Source organism: Pseudocitrobacter sp. RIT415, assembly GCF_003057695.2.
Lineage (GTDB): Bacteria > Pseudomonadota > Gammaproteobacteria > Enterobacterales > Enterobacteriaceae > Pseudocitrobacter > Pseudocitrobacter faecalis.
Map to the genome: position 1 here is coordinate 13,565 of NZ_QBJC02000027.1, position 20,610 is coordinate 34,174.

The 20,610-nt window shown below is 53.9% G+C and carries 17 protein-coding genes and 1 other RNA gene; 11 read left to right on the forward strand and 7 right to left on the reverse strand.

Annotation, left to right across the window (positions count from 1 at the left end; all coding sequences use genetic code 11):
• Window positions 1–88: 88 nt before the first annotated feature.
• From hemP to DBY68_RS20315, 3 genes are all read right to left on the reverse strand, one after another.
• A complete protein-coding gene (gene hemP / locus DBY68_RS20305; protein ID WP_199538679.1) occupies window positions 89–316 on the reverse strand; it encodes a hemin uptake protein HemP in 228 nt (75 codons plus the stop codon).
• Window positions 317–415: 99 nt separating this feature from the next.
• Window positions 416–1,462, reverse strand: coding sequence for a 3-deoxy-7-phosphoheptulonate synthase AroH (aroH, locus tag DBY68_RS20310; protein ID WP_015964189.1), 1,047 nt, complete (start codon window positions 1,460–1,462; stop codon window positions 416–418).
• Between the two features lie 153 nt (window positions 1,463–1,615).
• Window positions 1,616–2,449, reverse strand: a complete 834-nt coding sequence (locus tag DBY68_RS20315) for a pyruvate, water dikinase regulatory protein (protein WP_108476842.1) — start codon at window positions 2,447–2,449, stop codon at window positions 1,616–1,618.
• Between the two features lie 340 nt (window positions 2,450–2,789).
• On the opposite strand from DBY68_RS20315, the gene ppsA reads away from it, so the two are divergent.
• Window positions 2,790–5,168 (forward strand): phosphoenolpyruvate synthase, encoded by a 2,379-nt coding sequence (gene ppsA / locus DBY68_RS20320; RefSeq protein ID WP_108476841.1) that lies wholly within the window; start codon window positions 2,790–2,792, stop codon window positions 5,166–5,168.
• Between the two features lie 195 nt (window positions 5,169–5,363).
• The gene (locus DBY68_RS20325) at window positions 5,364–7,733 is read left to right on the forward strand and encodes a glycoside hydrolase family 3 N-terminal domain-containing protein (RefSeq protein WP_108476840.1); all 2,370 of its coding nucleotides are present in this window, start codon (window positions 5,364–5,366) and stop codon (window positions 7,731–7,733) included.
• Here the strand turns inward: DBY68_RS20325 and rprA are convergent.
• Together rprA and ydiK are read right to left on the reverse strand one after the other, a co-directional pair.
• Window positions 7,733–7,840: antisense sRNA RprA (gene rprA / locus DBY68_RS20330), an RNA gene on the reverse strand. The genes DBY68_RS20325 and rprA overlap by 1 nt on opposite strands.
• Window positions 7,841–8,011: 171 nt before the next feature.
• A complete protein-coding gene (gene ydiK, locus DBY68_RS20335; protein WP_108476839.1) occupies window positions 8,012–9,133 on the reverse strand; it encodes an AI-2E family transporter YdiK in 1,122 nt (373 codons plus the stop codon).
• Window positions 9,134–9,369: 236 nt separating this feature from the next.
• Between ydiK and DBY68_RS20340 the strand changes: the two genes are divergently transcribed.
• Together DBY68_RS20340 and menI are read left to right on the forward strand one after the other, a co-directional pair.
• Entirely contained in the window at window positions 9,370–12,426 is a 3,057-nt protein-coding gene (locus DBY68_RS20340) for an FAD-binding and (Fe-S)-binding domain-containing protein (RefSeq protein WP_108476838.1), read from the forward strand.
• Window positions 12,423–12,833 (forward strand): 1,4-dihydroxy-2-naphthoyl-CoA hydrolase, encoded by a 411-nt coding sequence (menI, locus tag DBY68_RS20345; RefSeq protein WP_108476837.1) that lies wholly within the window; start codon window positions 12,423–12,425, stop codon window positions 12,831–12,833. Before DBY68_RS20340 ends, menI begins: the two co-directional genes overlap by 4 nt.
• Before the next feature lie 37 nt (window positions 12,834–12,870).
• Here menI and DBY68_RS20350 read toward each other — a convergent pair whose 3' ends face one another.
• Window positions 12,871–13,062 (reverse strand): YegP family protein, encoded by a 192-nt coding sequence (locus DBY68_RS20350; RefSeq protein ID WP_108476836.1) that lies wholly within the window; start codon window positions 13,060–13,062, stop codon window positions 12,871–12,873.
• A 371-nt stretch (window positions 13,063–13,433) separates the two neighbouring features.
• Between DBY68_RS20350 and sufA the strand changes: the two genes are divergently transcribed.
• From sufA to DBY68_RS20385, 7 genes are all read left to right on the forward strand, one after another.
• The gene (sufA, locus tag DBY68_RS20355) at window positions 13,434–13,802 is read left to right on the forward strand and encodes a Fe-S cluster assembly scaffold SufA (RefSeq protein WP_015964198.1); all 369 of its coding nucleotides are present in this window, start codon (window positions 13,434–13,436) and stop codon (window positions 13,800–13,802) included.
• 11 nt (window positions 13,803–13,813) lie between these two features.
• Window positions 13,814–15,301, forward strand: coding sequence for a Fe-S cluster assembly protein SufB (gene sufB, locus DBY68_RS20360; protein ID WP_108476835.1), 1,488 nt, complete (start codon window positions 13,814–13,816; stop codon window positions 15,299–15,301).
• A gap of 16 nt (window positions 15,302–15,317) precedes the next feature.
• A complete protein-coding gene (sufC, locus tag DBY68_RS20365) occupies window positions 15,318–16,064 on the forward strand; it encodes a Fe-S cluster assembly ATPase SufC (protein ID WP_108476834.1) in 747 nt (248 codons plus the stop codon).
• Window positions 16,039–17,313, forward strand: coding sequence for a Fe-S cluster assembly protein SufD (gene sufD, locus DBY68_RS20370; RefSeq protein WP_108476833.1), 1,275 nt, complete (start codon window positions 16,039–16,041; stop codon window positions 17,311–17,313). Before sufC ends, sufD begins: the two co-directional genes overlap by 26 nt.
• Window positions 17,310–18,530, forward strand: a complete 1,221-nt coding sequence (gene sufS / locus DBY68_RS20375) for a cysteine desulfurase SufS (RefSeq protein WP_108476832.1) — start codon at window positions 17,310–17,312, stop codon at window positions 18,528–18,530. Before sufD ends, sufS begins: the two co-directional genes overlap by 4 nt.
• A gap of 12 nt (window positions 18,531–18,542) precedes the next feature.
• On the forward strand, window positions 18,543–18,959 hold the full coding sequence (sufE, locus tag DBY68_RS20380; protein WP_108476831.1) for a cysteine desulfuration protein SufE: 417 nt from the start codon (window positions 18,543–18,545) through the stop codon (window positions 18,957–18,959).
• A 103-nt stretch (window positions 18,960–19,062) separates the two neighbouring features.
• On the forward strand, window positions 19,063–20,070 hold the full coding sequence (locus DBY68_RS20385; protein WP_108476830.1) for a L,D-transpeptidase family protein: 1,008 nt from the start codon (window positions 19,063–19,065) through the stop codon (window positions 20,068–20,070).
• Between the two features lie 63 nt (window positions 20,071–20,133).
• Here the strand turns inward: DBY68_RS20385 and DBY68_RS20390 are convergent, their stop codons facing one another.
• On the reverse strand, window positions 20,134–20,370 hold the full coding sequence (locus tag DBY68_RS20390; RefSeq protein ID WP_007374746.1) for a major outer membrane lipoprotein: 237 nt from the start codon (window positions 20,368–20,370) through the stop codon (window positions 20,134–20,136).
• Window positions 20,371–20,610 lie beyond the last annotated feature (240 nt).

A 20,610-nucleotide genomic window follows, 5' to 3' on the forward strand; every position in this document is an offset into this window, starting at 1 on the left:
CATGCCGGATGCGCTGCGCTTGCCCGGCCTACACATGCACCAGGACGTAGGCCTGATAAGCGAAGCGCATCAGGCAATGCTGTGCCGCTTACTTCGTCAATATCAGCTTTCCGGCCTGCGTCTGACGCAGCAGATACTCCTGACCCTCATGTTCTATCACCACGCGCCCCTCTTCACCTAACAACACCTCGCTGTTTACCCGGCGGTCATGATTTTGCGGGCGGGGCGTATTGTCCTTAACGGAAATTTGCTCTGCGTTATCATCCATAAGCGTCATAAAAAGTAAAATAGTAATAAAAACAACAATGATAAGTATTATCAATAATGAATAAGCGTGTGCAACCGTTTTTTGTGAAAAGAGGTATCGGGAGGAGATAAGACACTCCCCATCGTGAGTACGACAGGGAGGAGAGGACTAAAGGCGAGTCGCGACGGCGGCGGCCAGTTTTTCCAGCAGCACTTCGGTATCTTCCCAGCTCAGGCACGGATCGGTGATCGATTGTCCGTAGGTAAGCGGCTGGTCGGCGACAATCTTCTGCGCGCCCTCGCGCAGGAAACTTTCGGCCATAATACCGGCAATAGCGGTCGATCCGTTGCGGATTTGCTGGCAGATATCATCGCAGACATCCAGCTGACGGCGATGTTGCTTCTGGCAGTTGCCGTGGCTGAAATCGACGACCAGATGTTCTGGCAAATCAAACTGATGCAGCGTATCGCAGGCCGCAGCAATATCGTCGGCGTGGTAGTTCGGTTTTTTACCGCCGCGCATGATGATGTGCCCGTAAGGGTTCCCGCTGGTCTGGTAGATGGTCATCTGACCGTTTTTATCCGGCGACAGGAACATATGGCTGGCACGTGCAGCACGGATAGCATCGACAGCAATGCGGGTATTCCCGTCTGTGCCATTCTTGAAGCCAACGGGGCAGGAAAGCGCCGAAGCCATCTCGCGATGGATTTGGCTCTCGGTGGTTCGTGCGCCAATTGCGCCCCAGCTAATCAAGTCGGCGATAAACTGACCGGTCACCATATCCAGAAATTCAGTCGCAGTCGGCACGCCGAGAGTATTCACCTGTAACAGCAGCTTACGTGCGAGCTCAATGCCGTGATTAACCCGGTAGCTGCCGTTCAGGTCAGGGTCAGAAATTAATCCTTTCCAGCCGACAACGGTACGTGGTTTTTCGAAATAGGTGCGCATCACGATTTCAAGTTGGCCCTGATGCTTTTCGCGCAGGGTTTGCAGACGACGCGCGTAATCCATCGCCGCATCAAGATCGTGTATAGAGCAAGGCCCGACAATCACCAGCAAGCGACGATCTTCACCGTTAAGGATCTTTTCAATCCGCTGACGAGAAGCGGTGACGCTGGCGGCAACATCCGGGGAGACGGGGTAACGCTGAGCAAGTTCAGCAGGCGTAACGAGGCTCTCAATACGAGCAGTACGCAATTCATCGGTCTTATTCATGAGTTTCTCAGAAATTTGTTTCTTCACCAGACAAAACGCCGGGAAGTGATGCACATCACGATAAACCAATCCCGGCTGATTTCAAGAGCGGGGCGTGATGTGCATTCATTCACGGCGTTATGATAAACAAATTTTCCGTATCGTACTAGTGCGTTAGTACATTCTGCGGCTTAATCCCATGATGTCCATGATTTTGGTAGCAATTTCCTCAACGGAGTAATTGGTACTGTTAATCCAGGGAATTTGATTCTTACGATACAGCGCTTCTACTTCTGCCACTTCCATTCGACACTGGCGCATTGAGGCGTAGCGGCTGTTTTCCCGACGCTCCTCGCGAATCGCCGCCAGGCGTTCAGGATTAATCGTCAGGCCGAACAGTTTATGCTGCAACGGTTTGAGCGATGCAGGAAGGATCAGATTATCCATATCATCAGCGATGAACGGATAGTTGGCGGCGCGAATGCCGAACTGCATCGCCAGATAGAGGCTGGTTGGGGTTTTTCCGCAACGAGACACACCGAGCAAAATAACCTGCGCCTGATCGAGGTTGCGCAGGGAAATACCATCATCATGCGCCAGGGTGTAGTCAATTGCCGCAATACGCGCATCGTATTTCAACAGGTTTCCCGGATTCAGCCCGTGGGTACGATGGGCAACTGGCGTCGGATCGAGCTTGAGTTCTTCCTGGAGCGGGGCAACCAGTGCCTGCACAATATCCTGACAAAATCCTTCACATTGCAAAATGATCTCGCGGATTTCCGGGATAACAATGGAGTAGAAAACCAGCGGGCGTACGCCGGTTTGCTGATAAATCGCGTCGATCTGATCTTTCACCGCCCGGGCGCGGCTTTCACTTTCAATAAACGGCAGGGTAATACTGTTGATGACCACCGGGAACTGCGACATCACTGCGTGGCCCAGCACCTCAGCGGTAATCGCCGTGCCATCAGAAATATAAAAAACCTGCCTGTCGACTGCATTTTCCATTTTAACAATCCAGAAAAGTGAGGTTAATTGTCTGAAAGCATAAATTAAATTCGCAGAAAACCCCACCGCATTTGTCTGATATCTGAAAATGGAACGCTATTTTTATTTTTTATGAAAAGTCCGGTTCATTTTTCAAAATATGCATAACATAGCCCATTTTATAACGACTCTCCCAAAGAATCAGCGACTTAACGCAATACGGGGATCTGTCTTAAAAAAGAAAAAATTAATTTGCTTGAACGATTCACCGTTTTTTTAAATTGTTTAAATATGCCAGGATAATTTGAGTAGTCAGTTGTTTCTTAATCACTGCTTTTTTAATCAAAAAAGGATTGTCTCGATGTCCAACAATGGCTCGTCACCGCTGGTGCTTTGGTATAACCAACTCGGCATGAATGATGTAGACAGAGTTGGGGGCAAAAATGCCTCCCTGGGTGAAATGATTACTAACCTGTCCGATCTGGGTGTTTCGGTACCCAACGGATTTGCTACCACTGCCGATGCATTTAATCAATTTCTCGACCAAAGCGGCGTGAATCAGCGCATTTATCAACTGTTGGATCAAACCGATATTGATGATGTCACCGCCCTGGCGAAAGCCGGTGCGCAGATCCGCCAGTGGATCATCGACACACCTTTCCAGAGCGAACTGGAAACCGCTATCCGTGACGCCTACAACCAGCTCTCAGCGGATGACGCCGATGCGTCCTTTGCTGTGCGCTCCTCGGCGACAGCGGAAGATATGCCGGATGCTTCCTTCGCGGGTCAGCAGGAAACCTTCCTCAACGTCCAGGGCTACGACGCGGTACTGGTTGCGGTCAAACACGTTTTCGCCTCGCTGTTTAACGACCGCGCGATTTCCTACCGTGTCCACCAGGGTTACGACCATCGTGGCGTTGCGCTCTCGGCGGGCGTTCAGCGAATGGTGCGTTCCGATCTCGCGTCTTCCGGCGTGATGTTCTCCATCGACACCGAATCTGGCTTCGACCAGGTGGTGTTTATCACCTCGGCCTGGGGGCTGGGTGAAATGGTGGTGCAGGGGGCGGTGAACCCGGACGAATTTTATGTCCACAAACCGACCCTGGCGGCTAATCGCCCGTCGATCGTGCGCCGTACCATGGGTTCCAAAAAAATCCGTATGGTCTACGCGCCAACTCAGGAGCATGGCAAACAGGTTAAAATTGAAGATGTGCCGCAGGCGGAGCGCGATATCTTCTCACTGACCAACGAGGAAGTGCAGGAACTGGCTAAACAGGCTGTCCAGATTGAAAAACACTACGGCCGCCCGATGGATATCGAGTGGGCCAAAGATGGTCATACCGGTAAGCTGTTTATCGTTCAGGCGCGTCCGGAAACCGTGCGTTCTCGCGGCCAGGTGATGGAGCGTTACACGCTGCATTCACAGGGTAAAATCATTGCTGAAGGCCGTGCTATCGGTCATCGCATTGGTGCGGGCCCGGTAAAAGTTATTCATGACATCAGTGAGATGAACCGCATTGAACCCGGCGACGTGCTGGTGACCGACATGACCGATCCGGACTGGGAACCGATCATGAAGAAAGCGGCGGCGATTGTTACTAACCGTGGCGGGCGTACCTGCCACGCGGCGATCATCGCGCGCGAACTGGGCATTCCGGCAGTAGTGGGCTGCGGCGACGCGACCGAACGCATGAAAGATGACGAGAAAGTCACCGTTTCCTGTGCGGAAGGGGATACCGGTTACGTTTACGCTGACCTGCTCGACTTTAGCGTTAAAAGCTCCAGCGTTGACACCATGCCGGACATGCCGCTGAAGATCATGATGAACGTCGGCAACCCGGATCGCGCATTTGATTTCGCCTGCCTGCCGAATGAGGGCGTAGGTCTGGCGCGCCTGGAATTTATTATCAACCGTATGATTGGCGTTCACCCGCGTGCGTTGTTGGAGTTTGATGATCAGGAACCCGCGTTACAAAACGAAATCCGCGAGATGATGAAGGGCTTCGACTCACCAAAAGAGTTTTATGTGGGGCGCCTGACGGAAGGGATCGCGACGCTCGGCGCGGCATTCTACCCGAAACGCGTGATTGTGCGTCTGTCCGATTTTAAATCGAACGAGTACGCTAACCTCGTCGGTGGTGAACGTTACGAACCGGATGAAGAGAACCCCATGCTGGGCTTCCGTGGCGCTGGCCGTTATGTTTCCGAAAGCTTCCGAGACTGCTTCGCGCTGGAATGTGACGCGGTGAAACGCGTGCGTAACGATATGGGGCTCACTAACGTTGAAATCATGATTCCGTTCGTGCGCACCGTTGAACAGGCGAAAGCTGTGGTAGACGAACTGGCGCGTCAGGGGCTGAAACGTGGTGAAAACGGATTGAAAATCATCATGATGTGCGAGATCCCGTCTAACGCTCTGTTAGCCGAACAGTTCCTCGAACATTTTGATGGCTTCTCCATTGGCTCTAACGACATGACACAGCTGGCGCTGGGCCTTGACCGCGACTCCGGCGTGGTCTCTGAACTGTTTGACGAGCGTAATGACGCGGTCAAGGCGCTGCTGTCGATGGCCATTCGTGCCGCGAAGAAACAGGGTAAATACGTGGGTATCTGCGGGCAGGGGCCGTCTGACCATGAAGACTTCGCCGCCTGGCTGATGGAAGAGGGTATCGATAGCCTCTCCCTGAACCCGGATACGGTAGTACAAACCTGGTTGAGCCTGGCAGAATTAAACAAGTAATCTTTTAAATAAGCCCCCGGTGGAATCAACGCCAGGGGCTTTCTTATTTCTTCCCTATCAGACCCTCCTTAACTTGCGACCGATCACACTCCTGCGAAAAAACCAAAAAACGTAAATCTTCTGCGAATTTAGACAATTGTTGTCTCGGTAGTGCTTCTGAATACTGGTTTTACTCAACCTGTTCAGGAGAAGGCGATGACCCCCATTTATAAAGACCCTCTGCATCCTGTGAACGCACGTGTTGCCGACCTGCTGGCACGCATGACTCCCGAAGAAAAATTTGCCCAGATGCATGCCTACTGGTTGGTGCTGTCTGAAGACGGTCAGCACCGGGAAAGAAGCGATATGAGCGATGAATTTTCCGGCGTCAGCGAGCAGGAATCGCTGGGCGAGCGTTTAATGTTGGGCGTCGGCCAAATCACGCGCCCGCTGGGTACACACATTGTGGATGCGAGAACCGGCGTGCGGGCGGCTAACCGCCTGCAAAAGATGTTGATGGAAGAGACGCGTCTTGGCATTCCGGCACTGTTCCACGAAGAGTGCCTGGTGGGCCTGTTGTGCAAAGACGCAACCTTATTTCCCTCCTCGCTGAATTACGCGTCCACATGGGATCCTGAACTGGTCAGGCGCGCCGCACAACAGATTGGCGAAGAAGCGCGAACAACGGGCTGTAAACAGGGGCTGGCGCCGGTGCTGGATGTCTCGCGTGATGTGCGCTGGGGGCGTACCGAAGAAACCTTTGGCGAAGATCCGTGGCTGGTGGGCGTCATGGCCTGCGCGTACGTTGACGGGCTTCAGGGGGCGAAACGCGACGTGCTGGCGACGCTTAAGCATTACGTTGGTCACTCATTTAGCGAAGGCGCGCGTAACCATGCACCAGTGCATTTGGGTTTTCGCGAACTCAACGACACTTTCCTGTTGCCTTTTGAAATGGCGGTGAAACTGGCGAATGCCGGTTCGGTGATGCCTGCGTATCACGATATTGATAATCAACCGGGGCACAGCGATGCATTCCTGCTGACCACGCTGCTGCGAGAACGCTGGGGGTTCGATGGCATTGTGGTGGCGGATTACGGCGGCGTTAGCCTCCTGCATCAGCACCATGGCGTCAGTGAAGATGCCGCGCACTCGGCGGCACTGGCCTTTAATGCCGGGCTGGATGTTGAGCTGCCAAAAGATGATTGCGCGCGTCATCTGGCGCAAGCGCTGGAACGCGGGCTTATCAGCATGGCGAAAATTGATGAAATCGTCGCGCGGTTGCTCACCGTAAAATTCCGTCTGGGGCTATTTGAACATCCGTATACCGACGAAAGCGCCATTTCCCTCCAGTCTCCCGCCACGCGTCAGGCGGCCAGAGACGTTGCTACGCGATCAATTACGCTGCTGGAAAACCGAAACATTTTGCCGCTGACAGGAAAACCGCGCGTGGCGATCGTAGGCCCGACGGCGGACGATCCGCTGGCGTTGTTGAGCGGCTACAGTTTCCCGGTACATTTGATAATCAGTGATATGGTGGATAACACGGCGCAGGTCACCACACCGTTGACAGCGCTGCGCAGTTATCTGGGCGAGGACAACATTCGCTACGCCAAAGGTTGTCACATCATCAAAGAACGCCTGGCTGGTGCGCCGGTATTCCCGGGGGACAGTACAGGTAAGCCAATGCAATCATCCCCGGTCTCCCTCGATATCTCGCTGATTGACGATGCGGTAAACGCGGCGCGGGAAAGTGAGGTGGTGATTGCCTGCGTGGGCGATCTTGCCGGGCTGTTCCAGAGCGGAACTGTGGGCGAGGGGTCAGACACCGATAGTTTACATCTGCCGGGCGTGCAGCAACAGTTGCTGGAAGCGCTGGTGGCAACCGGGAAACCGGTGATTGTGGTGATGACGGGCGGACGCCCCTACAACCTGCAAGGGCTGGAGTCGAAGGTGGCGGCGTTTATGCTGGCATGGGCACCGGGTCAGGAGGGCGGTTGGGCGATTGCTGATGTGCTGACCGGCCGCGCGGAACCGCAGGGCAGGCTGGTGGTGAGCGTGCCGAAAAGTGCCGGGGCGATGCCGTTTTATTACAACCATAAGCTGAAAAGCGGCGGCACGCCGTTCGCTTTTCATTTTGGCGCGCTGTATCCGTTTGGGTATGGCCTGAGCTGGACGACGTTCGATTATGGCACGCCGACGCTACAAAGCGAAAATGTGGATATTCACGGCGACGTGACGCTTAGCGTCACAGTAAAAAACAGCGGCGAGCGCAGCGGCAGCGATGTAGTGCAGGTGTATGTACGCGACAACATTGCCTCGATGGTCAGACCGCTCCAGGAACTGAAAGCGTTCCAGCGAGTGGATCTGGCACCAGGCGAATCGGCCACGCTCACCTTTATGATACCGGTGGATATGCTCAATTTCACCAGCCATCAGGGGCAACGCATCGTGGAGCCCGGTGAGTTTGAGTTCCAGATTGGTCGTTCGTCGGCGGATATTCAGGGGCGGGTGACGGTAAATGTCACAGGCGAAACGCGGGTTCTGCCCGAAAACTGGCGCATGATGAGTTGGTGCGATGTGAAGTGATAAAAAAAAGCCCATCGTGGGAGATGGGCAAAGACTACACACAGCAATTCATTGTTTCACTCAGGGGATTTCCATGCTTATAAATCAAGCTGTTGATTTATAACCGTGTCCTAATAGTAGGCATGCGACATTTTCACGTCGATCGGATTCGTCTCAATAGTTAAAATAGTGTGAATGATTTTTAGTTAAGGCAGGTAAGGATGCCATCATTTGATGGCATCCATTAACATTACTACCCTTTATTGATAAGAAATGCTTAAGTGGGGCGAGGCGGGGGATTACTCTTTTTTCTCAATACTCATATCAAACTGCTGCAACTCTTCCAGCACCTGATCCGGGTCGGTCGTCGGAGGGGGCACTTCATGCATCCAGGCGTCAAACAGACGCCAGGAGACCGCCAGCACTACCGGGCCAATAAACAGCCCAATCATGCCGAATGCCACCAGACCACCGATAACGCCGGACAGAATCAGAATCATCGGCAGATCGGCACCCATGCGAATCAGCACCGGACGGATAAAGTTATCCATGGTGCCCACCACGCAGCTCCACACCAGCAGTACGGTGCCCCAGGTGGTATCGCCGGTCCAGTAGAGCCAGATGATTGACGGTATCAGTACGATGAGCGGCCCAAGTTGCACCAGGCAGGAAAAAATCATCACAACTGTTAGCAGCGTGGCATACGGTACGCCGGTGATGGCGAGGCCGATACCGCCGAGAATTGCCTGTGTTAACGCAGTCACCACCACGCCCAGCGCGACGGCGCGAATCGCCTGACCGGCCAGAAGTACGGCGGCATCGCCACGTTTGGACGCCAGACGGGTCGCGAAGTAGCGAATACCAAAGGCGACTTTTTCACCCTGCCAGTAGAGCAGCGCGCTGAACAGTAACATTAATCCGCAGTGCAGCAGGAAGCGGCCAATATGCGCCGCCTGGCCGACAAACCACGTGGTGGTGGTGCCGATATAGGGGCGGACTTTTGCCATAATAGCGCTACCGCCCATATCCAACAGGCTGTGCCAGCCCTGATAGAGCTTCGCGCCAACAAAAGGAATGCTGTTAAGCCACGCAAAGTCCGGCAGTTCCAGCGTGCCAGAGGTGATGTCATGCACCAGTGGCGCGCTGCCGTCGACGACGCTATTGACCAGCAAGGCGATGGGAATAACGAACAGTAAAAAAAGCAACAGTGTCATCACCAGAACCGCTAAACTCCGGCGGCCAAAAAGTATGCGTTGCAACCGAAGCAGTACCGGCCAGGTGGCAATGACGATCGTGGCCGCCCAGGCAAAGCCCAGAATAAACGGCTGAATAATCCATAGACAAGCGATGATCATCAGGGCCAAAAACAGCACCGATAGCAATATTTGCGGTATATCGCGAGGACGTTGAAGCGTACTCATATATCAAATTTACCTTCTTCTGTGCGCCAGAACGCTGGCGCGGCGTAAACCCTGTTATTGATAATAATATCAATCCACTTAGGCGGCCGATTTTGCACTTAAATCTACCGGGCGCATAAGAAAAAAATGTGATACAACGTTGAATGCACTACGCAAACGATTAAACATGCGCTAACCGCCCATGGCGACGCTGCGCGTGTATAACAACACTAACTATTCAGACAGGGTCAAGCGTCATGATCCCACAGATTTCTCAGGCACCGGGCGTCGTTCAACTGGTGCTGAATTATTTGCAAGCACTGGAGCAACAAGGTTTTACTGGCGATACTGCCACCCGTTATGCCGACCGGCTAACGATGGCAACCGATAACAGCGTGTATCAGCTATTACCGGATGCGGTGGTATTCCCGCGTTCAACGGCAGATGTGGCCCTGCTGGCTCGTCTGGCGGCGGAAGAGCGTTTTCAGTCGCTTATCTTCACCCCGCGCGGCGGCGGCACCGGTACCAACGGGCAGGCGCTGAACCAGGGCATCATCATTGATATGTCCCGCTATATGAATCGCATCATTGAAATCAACCCCGAAGAGGGTTGGGTGCGGGTCGAAGCCGGGGTTATCAAAGATCAACTGAATCAATATCTCAAACCGTACGGCTATTTCTTCGCGCCGGAACTCTCCACAAGTAACCGGGCGACGCTTGGCGGCATGATCAACACTGATGCCTCCGGACAGGGCTCGCTGGTGTATGGCAAAACGTCCGATCACGTCTTAGGCGTACGCGCTGTTCTACTGGGCGGCGATATTCTGGATACCCAGCCCGTGCCGGTTGCGCTGGCGGAAACGCTGGCTAAAGAGCAGTCCACCTCCGGGCGAATTTATCGCACGGTATTTGAAGGCTGTCGCGCTAATCGTCAGCTCATCATCGATAAGTTTCCAAAACTCAACCGTTTCCTGACCGGCTACGATCTGCGCCACGTCTTCAACGACGAAATGACCGAGTTTGACTTAACCCGCATTCTCACCGGCTCAGAAGGTACGCTGGCATTTATCACCGAAGCGCGGCTGGATATCACCCCGCTTCCGAAGGTGCGTCGTTTGGTGAACATTAAGTACGACTCGTTCAACTCTGCGCTGCGCAATGCGCCGTTTATGGTGGAAGCCCGCGCGCTGTCGGTGGAAACGGTTGATTCTAAAGTCCTGAATCTGGCGCGAGAAGACATTGTCTGGCATTCGGTCAGCGAATTGATCACCGATGTGCCCGATAAAGAGATGCTCGGCCTGAATATTGTCGAATTCGCCGGTGACGATGACGCGCTGATTGAAGAGCAGGTCACATCGTTATGCCAGCGTCTGGACGCACTGATCGCGAATCAGGAAGGCGGGGTGATTGGCTGGCAGCGCTGCAATGAGCTTGACGGCATCGAGCGCATCTACGCGATGCGTAAAAAGGCGGTTGGCCTGTTGGGCAACGCCAAAGGCGCGGCGAAGCCGATTCCGTTTGCCGAAGATACCTGCGTGCCGCCGGAACATCTGGCGGATTACATCGTTGAATTTCGCGCGTTACTCGACAGCCACGGTCTGAGCTACGGTATGTTTGGTCATGTCGATGCGGGTGTGCTGCACGTGCGCCCGGCGCTGGATATGTGCGATCCGCAGCAGGAGATCTTAATGAAGCAGATCTCCGACGATGTCGTGGCGCTCACCGCGAAATACGGCGGTCTGCTGTGGGGCGAGCACGGGAAAGGCTTCCGCGCGGAGTACAGCCCGGCTTTCTTTGGTAATGCGCTATACGGTGAGCTGCGTAAAATCAAAGCAGCGTTCGACCCGCTTAACCGTTTAAATCCTGGGAAAATCTGCCCGCCGGAAGGCGTGGATGCGCCGATGATGAAAGTGGATGCGGTGAAACGCGGCACCTTTGACAGGCAAATCCCGATTGCTGTGCGATCCTCCTGGCGCGGGGCGATGGAGTGTAATGGCAACGGGTTATGTTTTAACTTCGATGCCAAAAGCCCGATGTGCCCGTCAATGAAGGTAACCAACGATCGTATCCACTCGCCGAAGGGGCGCGCCACGCTGGTACGTGAATGGCTGCGTTTGTTGGCCGATCGTGGCGTCGATCCGTTATTGCTGGAGAAAGAACTGCCGGGCAAACGTGCCAGCCTGCGTTCATTGATTGAGCGTACCCGCAACAGCTGGCACGCGCGTAAGGGCGAATATGATTTCTCACACGAAGTGAAAGAGGCGATGTCGGGCTGTCTGGCCTGTAAAGCCTGTTCCACGCAGTGCCCAATTAAAATTGATGTGCCGGATTTCCGCGCGCGTTTCTTACAGCTTTATCACACGCGTTATCTGCGTCCGCTCCGCGATCATCTGGTGGCGACGGTTGAAAGCTATGCGCCGCTGATGGCGCGTGCGCCGAAAACCTTTAACTTCTTTATGAGCCAGCCACTGGTGCGCAAGCTGTCGGAAAAACACATTGGTATGATTGATTTGCCGATGCTTTCCGCACCGTCGTTGCAAAAGCAGATGATTTCGCACCGTTCCGCCAATTTGACGCTGGAGCAGCTTGAGGCATTGTCGCCCGAACAAAAAGCGATGACCGTGCTGGTGGTGCAGGATCCCTTCACCAGCTACTACGATGCGCAGGTGGTGGCCGACTTTATTCGTCTGATCGATAAGCTGGGCCTTCAGCCCGTGCTGTTGCCGTTCTCATCCAATGGTAAAGCACAGCATATTAAAGGTTTCGTGACGCGCTTTACCAAAACCGCGCGTAAAACGGCGGAGTACCTTAACCGGGTGGCGGAGCTGGGCATGCCTATGGTGGGCGTCGACCCGGCGCTGGTGCTGTGTTACCGCGATGAATACAAGCAAGTGCTGGGCGATAAACGCGGCGATTTCAACGTCATGCTGGTGCATGAATGGCTGCCTCAGGCGCTGGACGGTATTGATAGCCACGAATCCGGCGGCGAGCCCTGGTATTTGTTTGGTCACTGTACCGAGGTGACCGCGCTGCCTTCCGCGCCAAAACAGTGGGCGTCCATATTTGCCCGATTTGGCGCGAAGCTGGAGAACGTCAACGTTGGCTGCTGCGGCATGGCGGGAACCTATGGTCACGAAAAGAAAAACCATCAAAACTCGCTGGGGATTTATGCGCTATCATGGCAGCAGGCCATGCAACGCCTGCCGCGTAATCGCTGTCTGGCAACCGGATATTCCTGCCGTAGCCAGGTGAAGCGCGTGGAAGGTAATGGCGTTCGCCATCCGTTACAGGCACTTCTGGAGATTATTGGATGATTTGGAGACGTCAGACGACCCTCGATGCCCTGAATGCGATGAACGAAGGGACGATGATGGCGCTGCTGGATATTCGCTATGTGGCGTTAACCGATGATGCGCTGGAGGCGACGATGCCCGTTGACCATCGCACGCACCAGCCATTCGGTCTGCTACACGGCGGAGCATCGGTTGTTCTCGCCGAGACACTAGGTTCAGTGGCGGGTTATCTCTGTACCGAGGGCGATCAAAAAGTTGTCGGGCTGGAAGTCAATGCCAACCATATCCGCGCGGTGCGTAGCGGCCGGGTACGCGGCGTCTGTAAAGCTATCCACACCGGGCGTCGCAGCCAGGTGTGGCAAATCGAAATCTTCGATGAGGAAGGGCGCTTGTGCTGCACATCGCGCCTGACAACCGCCGTGGTGTAAATTAGATGCAAAAGGCCCAAATTGCTGGGCCTTTTAATTATTTCGCCGTATCGTCTTTAATCGTTTCGCTCGCACCGTTCTTCTGAACGGACGCAATGCCCTTCTTCGCCGCGTCCTTGCTTGAGTACATCTCGCTGGTGGCGATGGTTTCGTGATTATCGGCCTTCAGCAAAAAATACCACGGCTGCGCAACGTCTTTATCAGATTTCTTAAGCACATAATAACCCATGATTTCTCCCGATAGTTTTGAAGGGGTCATCAATGATTTAGGTCAGATTTAGCGATTCGGCAAGTTAGCGTATCGAAGATGTGAGTCGTATGGTACTGAGAGGCGAAAAACTATCAAATAAATAGGCATTATCGATGCATGTTTTATTCTTCAACCACTTCCGGTAATTACCTTTTCTTAATCTATTATTTTTCAATGCGTTGTAAAAAATCATCTCTCCCGGTTGCCCGCACAATGAGGGTCTATGCTTATAAAAAGCCACTGTAAAACAGGTTCGAAGGTAATACCCCTGTTGCAGATGGGTTGAAGTGATAATCATTATCACTAACATGGCGTTATGCCTTCGATGGCTTAACCGATGAGGTAGACCAATGGAAGTAGATTCTGGAACGTTTGATCCCAATGATTTTGCCTGGCGTGGCCTGACGTTAACGCCTGCGGCAGCAACACAAATTCGCAATCTGGTGAGTAAACAACCAGGGATGCAGGGCGTGCGTCTTGGCGTGAAACAGACCGGCTGTGCAGGATTTGGCTATGTGCTGGATACGGTAACCGAGCCTCATGCCGATGACCTGTTATTTGAGTCTGACGGCGCAAAACTGTGGGTGCCTCTTTCCGCGATGCCGTTTATCGATGGCACCGAAGTGGATTACGTGCGCGAAGGATTGAATCAGATATTTAAATTTCATAACCCGAAAGCGCAGAACGAATGCGGCTGCGGCGAAAGTTTTGGGGTATAGGCGGTACGATTATGACGCGCAATACTGAAGCAACTGACGATGTCCAGACCTGGACCGGCGGCCCGCTGAATTACAAAGAGGGCTTCTTCACCCAGTTAAAGACCGACGAACTGGCGAAAGGAATCAACGAAGAGGTGGTCCGCGCGATTTCGGCAAAACGTAATGAGCCCGAATGGATGCTCGAGTTTCGCCTGAATGCCTTCCATGCCTGGGAGCAGATGAAAGAGCCGCACTGGTTGAAAGCGAACTATGCTTCGCTCAATTATCAGGACTACAGCTACTACTCTGCGCCCTCATGCGGCAACTGCGATGAGACCTGTGCCTCTGAACCGGGCGCGGTGCAGCAGACGGGCGCCAATACCTTCCTCACCGATGAAGTCGAAGCGACGTTTAACCAGCTTGGCGTACCGGTTCGCGAAGGTAAAGAAGTGGCTGTTGATGCGATTTTCGACTCGGTTTCCGTGGCGACCACCTATCGCGAAAAACTCTCTGAGCAGGGCATTATTTTCTGTTCGTTTGGCGAAGCGATTCACGATCATCCAGAACTGGTGAAACAGTATCTGGGCACGGTTGTGCCATCGAACGATAACTTTTTTGCTGCCCTGAACGCGGCGGTGGCGTCAGATGGCACCTTCATCTACATCCCGAAAGGTGTGCGCTGCCCGATGGAGCTGTCGACCTATTTTCGCATTAACGCGGAAAAAACCGGCCAGTTTGAACGCACCATTCTGATTGCTGATGAAGGCAGCTATGTGAGTTACATCGAAGGTTGTTCTGCCCCGGTGCGTGAAAGTTATCAGCTGCACGCGGCGGTCGTGGAAGTGATCATCCACAAAAACGCGGAAGTGAAATACTCCACGGTGCAAAACTGGTTCCCTGGCGATAACAACACCGGCGGTATCCTTAATTTTGTCACCAAGCGCGCCCTGTGCGAGGGCGAAAACAGCAAAATGTCCTGGACCCAGTCAGAAACGGGTTCCGCCATTACCTGGAAATACCCGAGCTGCATTTTGCGCGGCGATAATTCGATTGGCGAATTCTTCTCGGTGGCGCTGACCAGCGGGCATCAGCAGGCCGATACCGGCACCAAAATGATCCACATCGGCAAAAACACCAAATCGACGATCATCTCAAAGGGGATATCCGCCGGGCATAGCCAGAACAGCTATCGCGGGCTGGTTAAAATCATGCCCACCGCCACCAACGCGCGTAACTACACCCAGTGCGACTCAATGCTGATAGGCCCGGACTGTGGCGCGCATACCTTCCCGTATGTTGAATGCCGCAATAACAGTGCACAGCTGGAACATGAAGCCACTACCTCGCGTATCGGTGAAGATCAATTGTTCTACTGCCTGCAGCGTGGGATCAGCGAAGACGATGCGATCTCGATGATCGTTAACGGGTTCTGTAAGGACGTCTTCTCCGAGCTGCCGCTGGAGTTTGCCGTGGAAGCGCAAAAACTGCTGGCGATAAGCCTCGAACACAGCGTCGGATAAGAATTAAGGGATCTCTATGTTAAGTATCAAAGATTTACAGGTTGCCGTTGAAGAGAAAGAAATCCTGCGCGGCTTGAGCCTTGAGGTAAAGCCGGGGGAAGTGCACGCCATTATGGGGCCGAACGGCTCCGGGAAAAGTACGCTTTCCGCTACGCTTGCCGGGCGCGAAGACTATGAAGTGACCGGCGGCACGGTGACCTTTAAGGGTAAAGACCTGCTGGAACTCTCCCCTGAAGAGCGGGCGGGGGAAGGGATCTTTATGGCGTTCCAGTATCCGGTGGAAATACCGGGCGTCAGCAACCAGTTTTTCCTGCAAACGGCGCTGAATGCCGTGCGTAAATATCGTGGTCAGGACGCGCTGGATCGCTTTGATTTTCAGGATCTGATGGAAGAGAAAATCAACCTGTTGAAAATGCCGCAGGACTTGCTGACCCGCTCGGTTAACGTCGGTTTCTCCGGCGGTGAAAAAAAGCGCAATGACATCCTGCAGATGGCGGTGCTTGAGCCAGAGCTGTGCATTCTGGATGAAACGGATTCCGGGCTGGATATTGACGCCCTGAAGATTGTGGCAGACGGCGTGAACTCTCTGCGTGATGATAAGCGGTCATTTATCATCGTTACCCACTACCAGCGCATTCTCGACTACATCAAACCCGATGTGGTGCATGTGCTTTATCAGGGGCGGATTGTGAAATCCGGCGACTTTACCCTGGTGAAACAACTGGAGGAGCAGGGCTATGGCTGGCTTACCGAACAGCAGTAACGCGCTGCAACAGTGGCATCATCTGTTTGAGGCGCAGGGCGAACAGCGTTCCCCTCAGGCGCGGGAACATTTGCAACAGGTGCTGCGACTGGGTCTGCCCACGCGTAAAGATGAAGACTGGAAATACACCGCACTGGATAGCCTGCTCAATAGCCAGTTTGTCGCGCCACGGCTGACCACGCTTGAAGATATTGCGCCCGATTCACTGGCCTTAACGATGGATGCGTGGCGTCTGGTGTTTGTCGACGGTCAGTTTGCGCCTGGACTGAGCGATGCGCTGGACGAGAGCGGGTTTGAGGTTGCGGTCAATAACGTGCGTGAAGACCTGCCTGCGGCGGTTAACGGCGAAGTTTTTCTGCATCTCACCGAAAGCCTCGCGGCAACGGTGACGCACATACGCGTCGCCCGTAATCAACGTCCGGCGAAACCGTTGCTGCTTATGCACATCACGCGGGGGCTGATGGGTGATGAAATGAACACCGCCCATTATCGCCACCACATCACGCTGGAAACTGGCGCGGAAGCGACGGTGATAGAACATTACGTCAGCCTCAACGATCAACGCCACTTTACCGGGGCGCGATTCACCATGGATGTGGCGGACAATGCGCATCTGCATCATCTAAAGCTGGCCTTTGAAAATCCGCAGAGCTTCCACTTTGCCCATAACGACATTCGTTTGGGTCAGGATGCCAGCGCTCACAGCAGCAGTTTTCTGCTCGGCGCGTCGGTAACGCGACACCACACCAGCACTCAGTTAAACGGTGAAAACACCACTTTACGCATGAACAGCCTGGCGATGCCGATCAATACGGAAGTGTGCGACACCCGCACCTGGCTTGAGCACAACAAAGGCTATTGCAACAGCCGACAATTGCACAAAACCATCGTCAGCGATAAAGGCCGTGCGGTTTTTAATGGTTTGATTAACGTGGCGAAACACGCCATCAAAACCGACGGGCAGATGACCAATAACAATCTGCTGCTGGGGCGACTGGCGGAGGCGGATACTAAACCGCAGCTGGAAATTTACGCTGATGACGTAAAGTGCAGCCACGGCGCGACGGTCGGCCGCATTGATGATGAGCAGCTTTTTTATCTGCGTTCGCGCGGTATAAACGACAGCGACGCGCGCAAAATCATTATCTATGCCTTTGCTGCCGAATTGACGGAAGCCATCGCCCATGATGCGCTGAAACAGCAGGTACTGGCGCGGATCGGCCAGCGCTTGCCAGGAGATTCACAATGACATTTTCCGTACAACAGGTGCGCGACGATTTCCCGGTGTTAAGCCGGGAAGTGAATGGTCAGCCACTGGCGTATCTCGACTCCGCCGCCAGCGCGCAAAAACCGGAGCAGGTGATCCGCGCAGAAGCGGAGTTTTATCGTCATGGTTACGCGGCGGTGCATCGTGGCATTCATACGCTGAGCGCTGAAGCGACGCAGCGGATGGAAGAGGTGCGTCAGAAAGCGGCAAACTTCCTTAATGCCCGTTCCGCTGAAGAACTGGTTTTCGTGCGCGGTACCACCGAAGGGATAAACCTGGTGGCCAACAGTTGGGGAAACGACAACGTCCGTGCAGGCGATAACATTGTGATCACCGCGATGGAGCACCACGCCAATATTGTGCCGTGGCAAATGCTTTGCGCCCGGACAGGCGCGGAACTGCGCGTGATCCCGCTCAATGTTGATGGCACATTGCAGATGGATATTGCACCAACGCTTTTCGACGAGCGCACCCGATTGCTGGCGGTGACCCAGGTGTCTAACGTCCTCGGCACAGAAAACCCCGTGGCGGCGCTTATCGCACTGGCGCATCAGCATGGCGCGAAAGCACTGATTGATGGCGCGCAAGCGGTGATGCATCACCCGGTCGATGTGCAGGCGCTGGACTGCGATTTCTATGCCTTTTCGGGCCATAAACTGTATGGGCCGACGGGGATCGGCGTGCTGTATGTGAAAGAAGAAATACTGCAGGCGATGCCGCCGTGGGAAGGGGGCGGCTCGATGATTGCGACCGTCAGCCTGACGGAAGGCACGACCTGGGCGAAAGCGCCGTGGCGCTTCGAGGCCGGGACGCCGAATACGGGCGGTATTATGGGCCTCGGCGCGGCGTTCGATTATCTCAGTGCGCTGGGGCTTGAAGCGGTTGGCGAGTATGAACAAACGCTAATGCATTACGCGCTGGCGTCGCTTGCGGACGTGCCCGATCTCCATCTTTATGGCCCGGCGGACAGGCTGGGCGTCATCGCCTTTAACCTCGGCACGCACCACGCCTATGACGTCGGCAGTTTCCTGGATAACTACGGCATTGCCGTGCGAACCGGACATCACTGTGCGATGCCGCTAATGGCATTTTATCAGGTGCCGGCAATGTGCCGGGCGTCACTGGCGATGTATAACACCTTTGAAGAGGTCGACCGTCTGGTGACGGGTCTGCGACGCATTCATCACTTATTGGGATAACAGGGAGGAACGATGGCTGCTTTACCGGATAAAGAGAAGCTGCTGCGTAATTTTGGCCGGTGCGCAAACTGGGAGGAGAAGTATCTCTACATTATCGAGCTGGGGCAGCGTCTTGCGCCCTTGACCCCGGAGGCGCATAACCCGGAAAACAGTATTCAGGGCTGCCAGAGCCAGGTGTGGATTGTGGTTTCCCGTAATGCGGACGGTATTGTCGAATTACAGGGCGACAGCGATGCGGCAATTGTGAAAGGATTGATTGCCGTGGTGTTTATTCTCTTCGATAAAATGACACCGGACGATATCCTCGCCTTTGACGTTCGCCCGTGGTTCAGCCAGATGGCGCTGACCCAACACCTCACGCCCTCGCGTTCGCAGGGGCTGGAAGCTATGATTCGCGCGATTCGCGCGCAAGTCGCTAACTTCAGCTAATATAATATAGACAGCTTTCATACAGTTACGCGAGGCAGGAAGCGCCTCGCTGGCCGTTCTGCTTTCTGGCGGTTTGTCAGTGAATGTGAATAAGGAATCCCATATGAAGCGCGCGTCTCTTATTACTCTTAGCATTTTGGCGGCTCTTGGTGCGATACAAAGCGCCTGGGCTGTTGATTATCCGCTGCCTCCGGCCAACAGTCGCCTGATTGGCCAGAACCAAACCTACACGGTTCAGGAGAGTGATCGTAACTTACAGGCCATTGCGCGACGTTTTGATACGGCGGCGATGCTGCTTATTGAAGCCAATAACACCATGGCACCGGTACCGAAACCGGGAACGGTCGTAACCATCCCATCGCAGATGCTGCTGCCGGATGCTCCGCGTGAAGGCATCATCGTCAACCTGGCTGAGCTACGGCTCTACTACTATCCACCGGGAGGAAATCAGGTTCAGGTTTATCCGATTGGTATCGGATTACAGGGGCTTGAAACGCCGGAGATGACCACACGCATCGGTCAGAAGATCCCCAATCCAACCTGGACGCCGCCAGCGGGCATTCGCGCGCGTTCTGCTGCGAAGGGGATCCATCTGCCTGCCGTAGTACCTGCCGGGCCGAATAACCCGCTGGGGCGCTATGCACTGCGTCTGGCATACGGTAACGGTGAATATCTGATTCACGGCACCAGTGCGCCGGACAGCGTGGGTCTGCGCGTGAGTTCAGGCTGCATCCGTATGAATGCGCCGGATATCAAAGCGCTGTTCAGTCAGGTTCGTAGCGGCACGCCGGTGCGCGTCATCAACGAGCCGGTGAAATATTCCGTTGAGCCGAATGGCATGCGTTACGTGGAAGTGCATCGTCCGCTATCGCAGAATCCGGAACAGGATACGCAGAATCTGAGCTTCACGCTCTCGTCTGACTTCACGCAGTTCTCACAGCATGCGGATGTACGCAAGGAGCAGCTTCAGAAGGCGTTGACGCGTCGGGCGGGGTATCCGGTCGCCGTGAGTGCTGAAAGTGGCACAGCGCGCGCGACAGAGCCGTCATTATCGATGCAGCATGGTGATGCGGTGTCGGAGGGCGAGGTTTCGGGAACGATAACGCAGTAGCGATTGTTAAATCACAGGCAAAAAAAATGGCGCACAATGTGCGCCATTTTATTACCAGAACTCTTACTTACGGTAAGAGTGAGCCTGGTTGTCCAGACGCTGGTTAGCGCGAGCTGCGTCATCTTTAGCAGCCTGAACGTCGGAACGGATTGCGTTCACGTCGTTGCTCAGCTGGTCAACTTTAGCGTTCAGAGTCTGAACGTCAGAAGACAGCTGATCGATTTTAGCATTGCTGGAGCAACCTGCCAGCAGAGTAGAACCCAGGATTACCGCGCCCAGTACCAGTTTAGTACGATTCATTATAAATACCCTCTAGATTGAGTTAATCTCCATGTAGCGTTACAAGTATTACACAAACTTTTTTATCTTGAGAATATTTTTTTATCCGAAAACCCTTATTTTTGATCGTTCGCTCAAAGAAGCATCGACTTTCCCTCTGATGAAAGAAAAACTCTATGAAAACAGGGGAGTTCCATCGGATTCGTCTTAGATAATTTTAGTTTAAAGAGTAAAATCTGATTTGCTTTTTTATTGAGCATG